This window comes from Acinetobacter sp. SwsAc6 (assembly GCF_013391565.1).
In the GTDB taxonomy this organism is placed as follows: Bacteria; Pseudomonadota; Gammaproteobacteria; order Pseudomonadales; family Moraxellaceae; genus Acinetobacter; species Acinetobacter cumulans.
In genome coordinates this window covers 1-15,302 of the sequence record NZ_JACAXE010000048.1, presented here as the reverse complement: position 1 = coordinate 15,302, position 15,302 = coordinate 1, and the positions used below count along the sequence as shown (strand labels likewise).

Sequence of the window (15,302 nt, the reverse complement as noted above, 5' to 3'; positions counted from 1 at the left end):
TATAGAACTGTGCCGGTCTGAAATGCAGTTTTTCACTGATATCTTCGCCGATACGACGTAACTGGCAGCCACAACTGCATTGGGTTGATGCAGGTTCATGCTCAATACGGATGGTGTGTAGATGATCTGGCAGCAGTCGACGTTTAGGTTTGTTGACTGTGGCTTTGTGTGTCCCTGCATGGGTTTTATCTGCATTTAATCGTTCTAATTCCAGATCAACGGCTGCGATATCTTCTTCGACCGCCTCATCCCACAGATGGATTTGTTTTGCGGTGAGATGTTCGTTTTTACTGCCGAATTTATGCTGTTTAAACAGCGCCAGTTCATGCTCGTATTTTTGATTGAGAATAGAAAGATGTTGAACTTTAGAATCTAATTGCTGATTGGTGACTTCAAGATGTTGAACTCTGGCATCTAATTGTTGATTTGATACTTCCAGATGTTGAACTTGAGCATCTAATTGTTGTTTATCTTCTGCGAGTTGTTGATGCTGCATCGCCAACTGCCGGGTGAATTCCAGCAGTTGTTCATGGGTCAGTTGGCTTAAATCTGGCAGCGTATTCATGACCGCAGTATGCCTGAGGTCATGAGAAGAATGAAATAGAACGTTTGGAGGATGGCAGAATAGCCGAGCTTGGTTTAGAGCATCGTGACCACCTGCTGTCGTCCAATGCGCTGCCAAGGCAAACCCTGGATTAATGCCTGTAACTGTTCCGGGTTGAGAGCTACGCTTTCACCCTGGTGAACTTTAGCCCAGTGGAATTTTCCCTGTTCCAGCCGCCGGGCACACAGCCAGATGCCCAGTCCATCATGTACCAGCACTTTCATGCGATGGCCACGTTTATTACAGAACAGGTAAGCACAATGCGGTTTAATGTAGCCAAAGGCTCTCACCACCTGAGCCATGACAGTATCCATCCCTGCTCGCATATCCAGAGGTTGGGTAGAAAGCCAGATTTCATCGATACGGATCATGTTGCCAGCACCTTGAGTAATTCTGCCAAGGCAGGTATTTCTGATACTTGCCATTTCAAGCCAATTTCTGCTTTTGAGTGGGGTAAAGTAATTTGAACTTTTAACATGTCAGTAGGAGTAGGATCTAATGGTGCAGAGCAAGATAAGGCAATAAATGCAGGTTTATTCGGTAGTGGTGAGCGATCACTCCCTGGCTTAGCATCAATTAAGCGAATCCATTTGGATACAAGATTTGTATTCAATCCATGTTGCAAAGCGACTGAAGCAATTGAAACGTCCGGTGCTTTACAAGCCTGAACGATCTGCTGTTTAAATTCAGCACTGTATGTTCTTCGTTTTTTTGCAAGAGATGCGATGGATGTCTGATGATTTGTAGTCATAAATTTTAGTCCCCACTTGTTTCTAAGTGGGGACTAAATTAAGGCTTATAGGATGAATTCAGAAGGTGTGTTCAGCGGACGCTTACCGTGCTGGTTAGTATGTGGTTGCATGAACTCAAATCAGGTAGAGCTACTGAAGATAAACGGTTATTACAGCTCATCTGATCTTCTTATGGTGTGAACCGTACCAGTTTTATCTGAGAATTTAAATTTAAGTAATTGCTTCCGATAAATCTGCTACGATTCAAAAATGATTAGCTACATATGTTGAAATATCTTTAGGTGTGGTTTAAGTTAAAAGATCACTCATATAGAGAAAGTTCAGTATTTAAATCGCGAACAAATTGTTCAACTGTAGGGATGACTCCTGTATCATCAACAGTTGGAAAAATACAGAATTTTATATTTCTTTCTAAAAAGTGTGGTAAATATTCATCTATAAACTGCTCAATACCCATCCATATTGGTTGAAATTTTTCCCAACTATTGACTCTACATAAATCGGCATACACCTCTGCTGGCCAAAGTGGTAAAAATAAGTTTGAATTATCATCTTGAAGATATGCGTACTCTCCTTCCATAGGGCTATCTTCTAAGTTTCCATCATATAGTTCACCTTTATATAATGTCCAAATTTCATCACTACCAACAGTTTCCTTGATAAAATGAGAATATTTTTCAGGAGCGGGTAATTTTAAAACTGCCTGAATTTGTTTTTGTGATAGATTTAACATTAAGTTTATCTCCTTGTAACAGCTTCTTTATTTAAAATACCATTTCTATCATATTTATGCTGAAGCTTATGTAAGGATGTTAGATTCAGATGAGAATAAGCATAACTATACCCTTTCTGTGCCTCATATCCCCTAAAATGTGCTAATTGCATTCCACGGGGATTACGTATACTTTTAGTAGGATTATTTCGAATTCTATTAAGCTCTTGCTTGATCCAACCTCGTACATGCGAAGGTGCTTTTGGATCATCCTTTAAAGCTCTTAAAACTTTTTGTCTTCCGGCTCTGCCAGATGATTTTTTACCCTTTGTAGCTGCTTTTGTAGCATAAAGTTCAGGTGTTTTTGCAGCCTCTCTAATTGAAGTTGTTAATACTTGTTCATTGGTAGCTAATTTTGATAAGTTAGCTGGTTTTAATCCAGGTGGTTCTCCATTAGATACCGCATAAATTTCATAGCTTATCGTCCCTAATCTAACAAGCATCACGGGATTCAAACCAGTAGAATCACTTAAATTAATTGGATCATTAGCTGCATATATATATGTATTCCATCCCCCCTCCATATTAATAGGGTCTGGTTCCATATATCTCCCTAAAGATGGATTATAATTTCTATTAATATTGTAATGAAGACCTGTATTTGATTCATAATATTGACCAGGAAAACGTAAATTGATTTTATTAGTTTCAACTGATGGCTTACTCACCCCAAAAGCATCCCTGAACCATTCCCACACTACAGTATTATTAGAAGAATCAATTCCTAATACTGGTGATGTATTATCTGAAATTATATAAACAACTTTATCAGGAAATAATGCAACAACAGGAACATCTTCAACCCATACATATTCTACATATGGGTTACCATTAATATTATATTCACCTAAAAGATGGCCACTTTCATCATATATAAATTGTCGACCAAGACCTGAGAATACTTTTTCATTTTTGTGATTATATTGATCTACATGTGGTGAAGTAGTATTAGAAGTATTAGCAAACTGATAAAAACGACGTCCATAAAAATCATAATTTGCTTTCCCAATTAAATCTGGTAGTTGCAACTCACCAGTTGAATCATAATTAAAATTTATAGTTTTTGAATCAAATTTAATAGAAGAGTATCTATTTGAGCCACTAGAATATCCATAAATAGCATTAGAAAAATTATAAGGAGAAGCTATACCTACTTTTTGAAAAGATATTCTATTACCATTTCCATCATATTGGAAATTATGTATATACTGAACGATTTGACCTTCGGTCATTTTCTCTTCAGTTAACTGTCCTTTTAAATCATAAGTAAAATCTATAGTTTTACCTGAATATTTCTTTGATTTAGTTGCACCATTATTATAATAAGAAATATCAATATTTTTATTAACTGTTGAACCAATATTATTATTAATTGATGTTAGTAAATTAGAATCATCATATGTAAAAATTGAAGTATTACCGTTCCCCCAGGTTATTTTTTCAACTTGATCATGTTTTATTGAAAAACTTAATAAATCACTTCCATTATAAGTCACCTTAGATAGTTCACCTATATTTGATTGATTATATTTATATTCAATTGTCTTTCCTGAAGGGTACGTTATTTTAGATATTTTATCCTCAGGAGTATACCCATAACCAACAGATAGTTTATTTGATGATCCACTATTTTGAAGCAGACCTAAGATTTGATTTTTAGTAATTATTCGATTAAAAGAATCATATAAATAATCAGTATTTGCACCCCAAAATTTATATTCTTCAAGATTGCTATTATTCTTAGATATAACATTTATTAAATTTTTAGTATCTCTTTTATAATTCAAAATATAATTAACATTGTAATCCGTTGATGTATTATATGTATCAGAGCAATTGAAGCTTTTTATTTGGCCATTAAGATTGTAATTACCAAAAACGCATTTTTTGTAGTCATTATGGACATAAGAGTCCAATTTAGAATCTTGCATATAAGTATATTTTTTTATTCCAAAATCCTCAGATTTATCTTCATCAAATTCATTATCATTTTGAAATTTCTTTATTATTGAAAATAATGTAGGAGCTGTTTGCTCAATTATATTATCTAGTGAATCATATTTATATAAATGTATTCCTCCTGAAGTATCAGTATAACTTGAAACCCTATTAAGAACATCGTAATTTTTTAATGAAGTAGAAACAATATTAAATCCTGGACTAGATTGTGAAATTTCGTTTTCATTATTATCATACGTAAACTTTGTCCATAATTTATCGGGATTCGCACCATCACGCTCTTCTTGTAACTGCCCATTTGCATTGTAAACCGCAGTATAATCCCTCTTCGTAGTACCATCCGTTTTATCAATTGACACTAAATTTAAATTATTATCATAGGAAAATTGTTTTATAACTGATCCAGTCTCCTCTTTTGATATTAATCCTGCAGAATCATAGGTATATGATGTAAGAACTTGATCAAAATCCAATTCTGAGGTCAAATATTTATTTGTGTAATAAAATCTTTTTGTTCTAGTTAGGCCTCCAGCCGTCTCGATTTGGGAGGTTAAATCATCATTCTCATTATAAGAATATTGAACTCTTACACCATCTTCTATAACTACTCCAGGTTTCCCGGTATTAGTATAATTAGAAAAAGAAATTGATTTTAAATCAATACCTTTGGAAATATTAAAAAGTGATATCAAACCATTTTTAGTATAAGATATATCAACGTTATTTCCATTAGGGTAGTTAACTGATGTTATTAACTCTTTATTATAACGGTATTTTGTACGCTTAATTTTGTTGCTTAGAAAAAATGATTCTTCAGATGAAATTACTTTACCTTCGTACAATTCGTTCTTGATGGTTTTTAATGCTGATTCTATTGTTAATGGTATTTTATAACCAAATATACTATCGCTATATGTATATTTAGTTTGCCTCTGAATAGGAGATCCAGGTGCTTCTGTTATTAAAGTTACTCTTTTTTTTGAATCATACTCAAAAGTAGTCTCATTTTTATTATAATCAATTATTTTTAATATTTTATTATCAATTATATCGAACAATATATAGCTTACTGGTACTTCATTATAAGTTATACATGGAAACCCACTAAAATCCATATTAATGAGCCGACTTTTAGTATTACCATATATCTTATAATTCATAGAGTTATAGTTAGGTATATTTATACTGTATCTTTTTTCAAATGTTTTTTTATTGTCATCTACATTTCCCCCCTCTAGCTTCCTTGTAGCATTCATTAGTCCAGCGGGTCCTGAAACACTTTGTAATTTATGATACCAATTAGGAGATAAATCAGCTTTATATGTTATTATGTGCTTTACTTTATTCCAACTTCCATTAACTCTAGATAAAGAAGGAATGGCATACTGAGGATTCCATTTACCTGTAAATCTACCACCCTCTGTAACTTGGAATGTAATAGGATTTACATATTCATATTGATAGTTTTCCGTTCCATTTTTTTTTGATGTAGAATTTGATATTACATATATGTATTCCTTGCGATTATTAAAAAAATTTACCCATTCTATTTTATCATAATTATATTTTATTATTTGAGATGAAAATAAATCACTTGGAGATATATAACTATTTATTCCGAAACTATCAGGATTACTACTTGTTCCGATATAAACTGTTTTTGGATATTCGTAGGCAACTTCATATGTGTCCTGATCAATAATGAAATCATCAAACACAATAAAATTACCTCTGTGATCAACAATTCTTTTTAATGCTCCACTCAAATTTGAGTAGCTAAGTTCAATTTCCTTTCCTGAGGCATATTTTATGTATGTAACTTTATAAACTGCGTCTTGTAAGTTTATTCCATCTCTATTTATATTTTCAAAAAAATATAAATTTCCATTCTTGTAAATTTCAAATTTAATACCTTCTACGTTATTAATGCTTTTTGTATTTGTTATATTATAATTATTTGTTGTAATTTCCAGGTGCATATCACCATGGTTTATATTTAGTTCACCAATAGTACCAAATGCGTTTCTTATTTCACTTCTTCCATCCCTATCAACAGCATAATACATATATGGATCTTGCGAATTTAGTCTTTTAATATTCTGAATCGAATTATTTACAACATCTCCTGCATATACATTTTTGGTATTCTCCCCTGGTAACATTACAATGAATCTAATCCGATTCGTATTACTTCCCCCCATATCATTTACAATAACACTATTTGCATAATTATCACGCCATCCACCTGTAGAAATTGCTCCATTGGTAACAAAGTCTTGTAATAAAAAGTTTTCACCTAATGCGGTCGAATAATTTTGGCTATATGGTAATGGTCCATCAGCATGGTTTAAATTGTAAGTGAACTCATCTGATCTAATATCAATTCCAGGAAGACAACTTTCTACTTGAGGTTGATTAATTATGTTTTGGGCTATGTTTTCCGTAAATTGGTAATTAGCACTTGCAATGGAACAAAATAATACGTATATATAAAATATTGATAGAATTTTTTTCATTAAATGTTCTAGTGTTATGTAATTAATAGCATTTAATTTAATTTAACTTTTTGGTCAATATTTATAGTATTTTAAGTAATCCCCCCTTGTCTACTATTGAAAATTTTGATTTTTATATAAAGTATTAGCTATCAGAATTTCCTCATCAGCTTGAACAATGAATTTCATATTACCGATCTGAATAGCTAGCATATCTGTATAAAAAAAGATTTTTAATACTCTTATCACCAATACACAGTACGATTGCTTGTCGTAATGGATCAAATGCAAAAAACTCCATTAGGGCTTACCTCAATGCTGAATACAATTTCTTTCATATCTATAAATTTAGGATCATAGAAGATATTTACTAAGGGATAATCTAAAAAATCACAAATAAAAGACTTTTTTGAACAAAGATTTGTAAGGTCAAACTAACCAAATTTAAGTGCCAACTTAGGTCTGCAGGCGACCTTATTCTGTTAATTTATCACCTAATAATTTGATGTAATGAATCCTTTCAGAGCTTTAATTTTTCCTAAAATTAACATAATACACCTTATACGAAATCGACTGTATTAGCTTAATTATTTCAATGAGTTGTAGCCAATAAAAATGCCTGACTTGTCAAAGTCGGGCTTTTTTATGGATTTTTACCGTTCCACGCTTAGTATTTAACCATTGTTCCACAATTTTGATTAGCCACAGTCAATAATGCCCTCACCCATTAGGCAAGAAAAAGCGACTGAGAAAGCCCCTTTTTTTTGGTTCAGGCTCGATATGTTCGGGTACTGGTATGCGTGGATTTTCTTTGGGTTCAGTAGTAGTCAATCCGTCATGTTTGGGTTCAGATTCTGACTGTGGATCTGTTGTTATATCAGGCTCAGGTTTTTGATCGGTAAACGTAGTCATATTGGGTTTTGGGGCTTCCAATAGACGTTGCATAGCTTCAATTTGTTCTTGATAAAATGACTCTCGTTCTAATGATTGATTTTCTCGTAAAACAGCTTGATTCAGTTGTTTTTCAAGCATATCAACTTGACGTTTAAGCATGTCAATTTCCGTCAACTGTTGACTGTTAATTGATTGACTTTTGTTGTCAATCGGTTCTTTGGGAGACGGTTCTCCAAAAACTCTAATAGCTTCTGAAAAATCAATTAAACCATCAGATCCTTTAGATAAATTACCTTTATTTATATGTGCATATATGGCTTGCCTAGAAAATCCATATAACTTTGCTAACTCTGAAACTGATAGTTTTTTCATGGTGTAAACTAGCTGTCAATGTGTGTTAATAGTTGACTGTAAAGTTGACAGTGTCAATTGACATTATTATTTAAAGCCCACTTTTTCTAGTAATGATGATAATTCTTTCCTCTTTTCAGAGTCTTTAAGCATTTCAGCTATCCGTACGGCAAATTGTTCATAGCTTTCTGTGCCTTGAGAATATTTACTCATTTCGGGAAGTTCAGATAATTTATTTGCAAATAGGTAGCGTTGAGAATCTGTCATTTGTCTTGAAAAAAGATCAAGATTTTCTGATCGGTCTAGTTTTTCTATAGATTGAGTTTTGTTCTTTTTATTCTTAAATGAAAAAGAGAAACCTGATATTGAGCGTCCTTTCTTATGTTGTTTATAAGTCGCTTTAATATCTGTTTTGTCATTAATATCATTAATGGCAAGATCAAGAACTCTCTTTTTAAAATCGCTCATTAACCTATATTGATTATCTTCAATTCCTAATTGTGCTCGAAAATCTTCTAAATTAATAATTGGGGTTGTTCCTGAGCTACGCCATTGGATCAACAACTCATAGAGCCTACTTGAATAGATGCTTTTTAATTGTGATGTTTGGCTTAAAAGATATTGGGTAAAAAATTCTTTTACACCATTAATACGACTGATTCCTTGAACAACAGCAGGTGTAAAAACTATCTCGATTGCACCTTCACTATCTAAATATCTAACTTGAGAAATCCAACGACTTTTAACAAGTTTTCCATCTTCATCAAAAAAACTAAATCTACGATTAAACAAAGTATCTTCTGCTTCTTTCATTCTCATATAAGCATTTTGTCTAGTTGTACCAAACACATCAGCATAACGTAATGCATCTATTCTCAATGGTGTGTCAGTTGTTAAGCCTGTGCCTGTATCCCTAGCATCCACAATAGCCAATTGTACGAGATGAAATTCTGCTAAAGAGAGCACTTGAAATGCTTGGTTCAAACGATTTGTTTTAACTACTAGGTCATTTTTCATGGTAACTAAAAGTCTTTATATGGGCTATTAATTTAGTTTGAAAAGACATATTAATGCATTACTTTAAAAAGACAAATTTTTATTTGTCTTTTTAAAGTAATTAAACGTCTTTTTATTGGTAATTAAACGTCTTTTTATTGGTAATTAAACGTCTTTTTATTGGTAATTAAACGTCTTTTTATTGTCATATAATTATTTGATAAATATTAATTTAAATAGTGCTAAAAGCATTAAAAAGCATTAAAAATTATTAAAAACCTTTCCTGGTCAAAATTGCCCGTGGTTTTCGCTACGCTCAAACTCTATTGAATCTCGCTTTCGCTCGATTCAAGGGGCAATTTTTCTGTTAATTTCTTCGTGAATTTGAGAAAAAGCAAAGGCAAGAGCAAAAGAAACTCGGAATTCGCTTCGCTCATAATGCTTTTTGCTCGCTTCGCTCGGTCTGGAAGCCAGTTTTAGCATTTGATTTATGCTTTTTTAGGCTATACAGCCTTAAAAAGCGGTTTTTCAGAGGGTCGAGGCGCGAATTTTGGCGATGTCGCTCGTAGACACTCGCTTTGTACTTTCTGATCTAGATCCATTTTTAAAAACCCGGACCATCATAATCATTTCGTTTCGGTTCAGGCTGTGAGGGTTGTATTTCAGGTTTTGGCTTCGGTGATGTTGGTTCAATCACTGGTTTTGGTTGTACGGATCGGACTTTAAACTCCATATCTGGTTCTGGGTATAACCTGGCGTTGTTGAGATTAAAATTGATGGTATCGATATCCCATTTTTCGTGATGCAGGATTGGTTGCTGAGTTTGAATAATTTCGTCGATATCGTGGCCCAGTTCTTTTTTGTTACTGGCTTTTTTAATGAGGTGATTGAGGTAGTGCATCACTTCCGGAGAACTGAAGGGTTCGTTTGAGCAGCTGTAGTAGTATTCATGCTGTTGATCAAAGTATTGTTGGCGCTGTTCCAGTTCTCGTTCTTTGGCATTGTGTTGTCTGATTTTCTGGATTTCCGCTAGGTATTCCACGGTTTCATTTTGTTTGCCTGTCCCCAGTTTGGGTTCTGGTAGGTAGAGGGTGCAGTGTATCTCGTTGTATTTTTCGTAGTTGTCTGCCGAAACTTGGTTTTTAATTTGGATCTTCTGACCATCGATCTGGTAAGTCACGGTTGGGCTATGTTCTGCCAATGCGTCATTCAGGTGATTTTCCCAGGCTTTTCGGATATGTAGGAGGTAAGTGGTGTAGTCGGCATGGCCATCCTGTAGTTGAATTTTCTTTGCTCCGCCTTTGCTTGGTTCTTTAGCGTTGTAGCGTTTGAAGTATTGTTCCGGACTTCGTTCTATGCCGTCATCGGCTTTGAGTGAAAACATGAGGTGGCAATGGGGTTGTTCTTCACCACTGAGGCGTGATTTTACGTTGTGTATGGCGTAGGAATGAGGGTAGTGGTGTGTTGCTATGGTTTTATCAACAAATGTCTCTACGAGCGTTTTACGTTGTTCTACGGTGAATTCATTCGGTAGGGCAATTTCGTATTCCATGTAAGCTTTGGCATTGGCCCGTTCAAAGGTGTCCGCTGCTTGCCAGAATTCAACCGGATCTTTGACCCAGGAGGGCATGCATTGCCCTGGTTCGACATGTTCGAGGACTTCTGCACTCTTTTTGCGGATGCCTTCGTATTGCATGAGTCGGGAAATGTACAGGTAGTGGCTCAGTGCGTAGCCTTTATTTTTACTTTTGACGCTGAAATGGTAACTGGCCATGTTCACTTCCTTGGGGTGTTGTTGGTTTTTATGGAGTGAAACGCAATAAAAATCTCCGGATTATGTAATGCCTACAGGGCTGAAATAATCCGGTTAAAGGGGGTCAAGGGGGAATCGCCCCATTGCGTACTAGTTTCTCCGATTAGGAGAAACTGTCAAGTGCGAATTATTTAAAATAAAAATATAAATTCTTTTCAAGAAATTTTATTTTTATTTTAAATAATTATTTTCAGACTGCCCGATTGAATTATGGTAAAACCATAACTCAATCGGTAGCAGTTCTGAAAATTAGGCGGCAGATAGATGGCATTGGATAAATCAAAAAAACGTGGCAGACCTGCACAACTTTTACAAATCGCAGAGTTACATGCATTTGTAGACTATCTTTCACAGAAGAAGGATCGTTCTGATTTGCAGAATGATGTGATTGCAATGCTACGAATTGAAAAATTTAACTTTGAGTCATTGTCTGAAGCTGAACAGATCTTGGTGAAAGAGGCCTTAAAACCTTATCGTGAGCATATGAAGCTGAATTTATTGTTTGATGAGGTGTCTGTGAAGTATCCGCAGACCGCATATGAACGGAAGTTTGTGCAGTTGTTTGAGGCTTATCGGGACAATGCGTTGAGTGGTGCTGATTTTAATATCTTGAAAACCATGGCGACTCGTTATCTGAGTTTCAAAGCGCATAAGCTTGAGTTGAGTGATTTAGAGCTTTATTTGAGTCAGATCCAGAAGAAGGAAGCCAGCAAAAAAAGAACGGCTGAAAATCATCGTAAGTTTGAGTTGGGCGGTGCTGTGTTAGCTGCTTTCAAGGAGTTAGGGATTGATATTAGTCAAGATACGCCTGAACAGATGAAGAATCGCATTCAGAATACGAAAAAATTTCATGATGATGTAATGAAATCTAAGATATATCAGGAAGTTAAAAGTTATAAAAATGGATATTTTGAAAGAAATAAGCTTTTTCATCAGGTATTAGAGGGACTGAATACCTGGAAAAAAGACGGAGAGTTATTGTCAGTCATCGAAATTAAGAAAGCTTTAGCGAAAAATTAGGAGTAGCCTTTCTGAGAAAGGCTACTCAGGCGAATTTCGTATAAGGTGTATTATGTTAATTCTAGATTTTTTTCAATTCTTCTTTACGAAGAGTCAATACCTCAACACCATCTTTAGTCACTAATACGGTGTGTTCAAATTGTGCTGATAATTTATGATCTCTTGTTTTAACAGTCCATCCATCATCACAAACAAAAGTAGCTCTGCGACCTTGATTTAGCATAGGCTCTATCGTAAAAGTCATTCCTTCTTGAAGAATAATTCCTGTGTTTAGTGTTCCATAATGCAATACTGCGGGCTCTTCATGCATTTCTTTCCCAATTCCATGCCCGCAATACTCCTTCACAACAGTGTACCCATTCTTTTTCGCATGGCGCTCAATTGCATAACCAATATCACCTAATTTTGCACCAGGTTTTACTTGAGCTATTCCCTTCCACAGAGCTTCATAGGTAGTACTAACTAAACGACGAGCTGACAGGCTAACATTACCTATTAAATAAGTTTTACTTGAGTCTGCTATGTAACCATTTTTTTCTAACGTGATATCTAAATTAATAATATCACCATCTTTTAATATTTCTTTTTCAGAGGGAATTGCATGACAAACCACATCATTAATTGATGGATTTAACACATATTTAAATCCATATTGCCCCTTACTCGCAGGTCGTGCACATAGCTCTTCGATAATATATTTTTCGACAATATTATTGATTTCAAGAGTAGATTTACCTAATAAATTCAATTTATTAATATAGTCAAAGACCAAAGATAGTAAACGCCCTGATTCACGCATTAATTTTATTTCTGACTCATTTTTAATCATTAAAAATCTCTTTAGATAAATTTGCAGTAGAGACCCCTGCTGTCAAAAACTCATTATTCATTATTTCATTAAAACTTAGAGTTGGGTTCATTTCAGACAGCATTCCAATTTTTATCCAGAAAGCAGCCTGAGCATTTATTGAGCGACAAGAAACAATGCTTACTTTGCGAACATTGGCATGAGTTTCTTCATCAAGATTTACAACACCCATAGTGTAATCCATATATGTTTTATGCTTGTATTGTTGTTATTTTAAAATATATACTAAAATATTAGCAACCCCCATTTAACATAATGGCCGTTATACGAAATGCATTATAAAAAAACTTTGTTTTTCATATAGTTAAAAATTTTTAACCGCCCTCAAAAACAGCAAAAAACCGACTTTGAAACATATCGGTTTCTTTTTGAGCAATTTTGATACTTCTTGCCAATAAATTTGATTAAAAAATAATCAAAATGTCACTTTTCTCTGAGTTATCAATACAGCTAATCCTTAAATTATCCCCAATTTCTGCGGACAAATCTTGGGATAAAAATCAGCCGATTTTGTACGCCTGAGCGCACGCTAATTTAGGGATTTTGCGGATGTTCATTCACGATGAGCTTTAATGTTATGAAGTCATAAGAGAACAGGACGTTCCGCAGAATAAAAATAAATAATCGCACAAGGATCTGTGGCACGACAGGAATTATGCCAAGCGAACCAATATGGTAATCATCCACTACTACCCCCTCTTAAATTCAAATAGGTTTCCATTTATGTGGCAGTAATTTTTCGATGTCTTTCTCTTATGCGTTGGTAAACTGGTAAGAACATTAATTAAATAGGCACTGTGGTTAAGACCATTGAGTTTGGCTGACTGAATTAACGTCATGATATTGGCTATCCATGGATTGGGTGGAAAGCCAGATTTCATTGATACGGATAATTTAATTAAACTCTGGATCAGAAGTAATAATTTCATAGCTGATTGCACAGGCAATCGATTTCTATTATGTGATCTAAATGTCGCAATGGAATTCTGATATTTGCAACAGAATGGTTAATAGCTAGAGGTGGTTCTGATTGTTCTGTTCTGAATGCTGGATTTATCACAATATTAAGAAATTCAGCATTTGGGTGAGTTACTTGTTCCAGTGCAGGAGACCTTTATTTGGATTGGCTCATTCATTTATGCAATAAGTTAGCATTAATTTGGTGTTGCATTACCACTTTTGCAACGGAGGTGGCTGGTTGCTGGAAAAGTTCAACAAGATATTGTTTGAATTCAGTTGTGAAGATTCTACGAGGTCTAGTAGATGTTGTTCCTCATGTGCAGGTACGCTGTCTATAACTATCTGTAAATGCATAAAATAGGTGTCCACTTAGTGGTTGGTGGACACTATCATGGCATTGAATTTTTAGTGAAAGTGGTGATTCATTGGATACTTACGGCATACTAAAGTTAAAGCACTGTTTTCACGCTACTATAAGTATGTTCGAGTAGAGTATCAGTTTATTCTTAAGTACATAAATCAACTTAAGATTAAAACAATTTGTTTAGTTTCCAAGATTGCTCGTGCTGGGTAAGCGTCCGCTGAACCCCATGCCTATTTTTTAATTCGATTTAGGTTTCCAGCGGTGTGGTAGCAATTCTTCAATCTGGGTCGCTTTATGCGTCGGCAGCCTTTTCAGCACATCACTTAAATAGGCATACGGATCCAAGCCATTCAGCTTTGCTGACTGGATTAAAGTCATGATATTTGCCGCTCGCTGTCCACTGCGCAGCGAACCTGCAAATAACCAGTTCTTACGTCCCAACGCCCAGGGGCGCATCTGGTTTTCCACCCAGTTATTGCAAATCGGTAGATTGCCATCATCCAGATAGCGGCTTAAAGCTGGCCAACGCTTCAGAGTGTAATTGATCGCCTTGGCGGTTGGAGAACTCGATGGCACAGTCAGTTGATGTTGGTTGAGCCATTCATACAGTTGTTGCATCACCGGTTGACTGTGCTGTTGTCGGTATTCGCGGCGGTGTTCTGCTGTACTATCGGTCTTTTTCCTGAGTTCTGCTTCTATGGCATACAGTTTCTGAATCAGCACTAATGCCTGTTCAGCGACCTGACTTTTTTTGGTCACATGTAGCTCATGGAATTTACGACGCGCATGCGCCATGCAGCCCACCTCAATGACCTGACCTGATTTAAAGCGTGCTTTATAACCGCTGTAATCATCACAGACCAGATGGCCCTGCCAGTCTTTCAGGAACGCTTCAGCATGCTGACCTGAACGACTATCCTGAAAGTCATAGATCACGGCTTGAACTGGATTGTACTGTGTAGTGGCATAGGCCCAGACATAACCTTTCTTCGGTTTTTTATCATTCTCACCCATCCGCATGATGGTGACCGGTGTTTCATCTGCATGCAGCACCTGCTGTTGTAGTACCACCTCTTTTAAGGCATTGGCCAGAGGTTCCAGTTCTACACCGCAGCGACCAATCCAGTCAGATAACGTGGATCTGGACAGATCAATGCCAGCCCGCTGATAGATCAGGCGCTGACGGTACAGCGGCAAATGATCGGCATACTTCGATACCAGCACATGGCTGAGCAATTCAGGTGAAGCAATGCCTTTATCAATCACATAGGCGGGCATCGCTTGCTGAGTCAGGGTGTCGCACTGATCACAGACCCATTTGCCACGTACATGCTGTTCCTTATAGAACTGTGCCGGTCTGAAATGCAGTTTTTCACTGATATCTTCGCCGATACGACGTAACTGGCAGCCACAACTGCATTGGGTTGATGCAGGTTCATGCTCAATACGGATGG

11 protein-coding genes and 2 pseudogenes are annotated in these 15,302 nt (G+C 35.6%); 1 reads left to right on the top strand and 12 read right to left on the bottom strand.

All coding sequences use genetic code 11. The features are described from left to right. The 8 genes and pseudogenes from HYG93_RS18485 to HYG93_RS18450 form a co-directional block, all read right to left on the bottom strand. Positions 1 to 565: pseudogene (locus HYG93_RS18485) on the bottom strand (IS66 family transposase); the annotation flags it as partial. Between the two features lie 74 nt (positions 566 to 639). Further along, a complete protein-coding gene (tnpB, locus tag HYG93_RS18480) occupies positions 640 to 975 on the bottom strand; it encodes an IS66 family insertion sequence element accessory protein TnpB (protein ID WP_004828548.1) in 336 nt (111 codons plus the stop codon). After that, positions 972 to 1,355 carry a transposase gene (locus HYG93_RS18475; protein ID WP_004828545.1) on the bottom strand — a complete coding sequence of 128 codons (384 nt, stop codon included), beginning with the start codon at positions 1,353 to 1,355 and terminating at the stop codon, positions 972 to 974. Before HYG93_RS18475 ends, tnpB begins: the two co-directional genes overlap by 4 nt. A gap of 302 nt (positions 1,356 to 1,657) precedes the next feature. Continuing rightward, a complete protein-coding gene (locus HYG93_RS18470) occupies positions 1,658 to 2,089 on the bottom strand; it encodes a DUF2750 domain-containing protein (protein ID WP_178962762.1) in 432 nt (143 codons plus the stop codon). Positions 2,090 to 2,094: 5 nt separating this feature from the next. Further along, a complete protein-coding gene (locus HYG93_RS18465) occupies positions 2,095 to 6,603 on the bottom strand; it encodes an RHS repeat-associated core domain-containing protein (protein WP_178962761.1) in 4,509 nt (1,502 codons plus the stop codon). Positions 6,604 to 7,302: 699 nt separating this feature from the next. Beyond that, positions 7,303 to 7,848 (bottom strand): plasmid replication DNA-binding protein, encoded by a 546-nt coding sequence (locus tag HYG93_RS18460; protein ID WP_178962760.1) that lies wholly within the window; start codon positions 7,846 to 7,848, stop codon positions 7,303 to 7,305. A 66-nt stretch (positions 7,849 to 7,914) separates the two neighbouring features. After that, positions 7,915 to 8,844 carry a replication initiation protein RepM gene (gene repM, locus HYG93_RS18455; protein WP_178962759.1) on the bottom strand — a complete coding sequence of 310 codons (930 nt, stop codon included), beginning with the start codon at positions 8,842 to 8,844 and terminating at the stop codon, positions 7,915 to 7,917. A gap of 583 nt (positions 8,845 to 9,427) precedes the next feature. Beyond that, on the bottom strand, positions 9,428 to 10,597 hold the full coding sequence (locus HYG93_RS18450) for a MobA/MobL family protein (protein ID WP_178962758.1): 1,170 nt from the start codon (positions 10,595 to 10,597) through the stop codon (positions 9,428 to 9,430). Positions 10,598 to 10,900: 303 nt separating this feature from the next. On the opposite strand from HYG93_RS18450, the gene HYG93_RS18445 reads away from it, so the two are divergent. After that, on the top strand, positions 10,901 to 11,656 hold the full coding sequence (locus HYG93_RS18445) for a hypothetical protein (protein WP_178962757.1): 756 nt from the start codon (positions 10,901 to 10,903) through the stop codon (positions 11,654 to 11,656). A 61-nt stretch (positions 11,657 to 11,717) separates the two neighbouring features. Here the strand turns inward: HYG93_RS18445 and map are convergent, their stop codons facing one another. From map to HYG93_RS18425, 4 genes and pseudogenes are all read right to left on the bottom strand, one after another. Next, positions 11,718 to 12,485, bottom strand: coding sequence for a type I methionyl aminopeptidase (gene map, locus HYG93_RS18440; RefSeq protein WP_178962756.1), 768 nt, complete (start codon positions 12,483 to 12,485; stop codon positions 11,718 to 11,720). Further along, positions 12,478 to 12,696: a ParD-like family protein gene (locus HYG93_RS18435; RefSeq protein WP_005175435.1), complete on the bottom strand. Its 219-nt coding sequence runs from the start codon at positions 12,694 to 12,696 to the stop codon at positions 12,478 to 12,480. The genes map and HYG93_RS18435 overlap by 8 nt, the downstream gene beginning before the upstream one ends. A gap of 533 nt (positions 12,697 to 13,229) precedes the next feature. Next, a pseudogene (locus HYG93_RS18430) lies at positions 13,230 to 13,372 on the bottom strand (transposase domain-containing protein); the annotation flags it as partial. A 713-nt stretch (positions 13,373 to 14,085) separates the two neighbouring features. Beyond that, on the bottom strand, positions 14,086 to 15,302 hold a 1,217-nt coding region (locus HYG93_RS18425), incomplete at its 5' end, for an IS66 family transposase (RefSeq protein WP_178962755.1).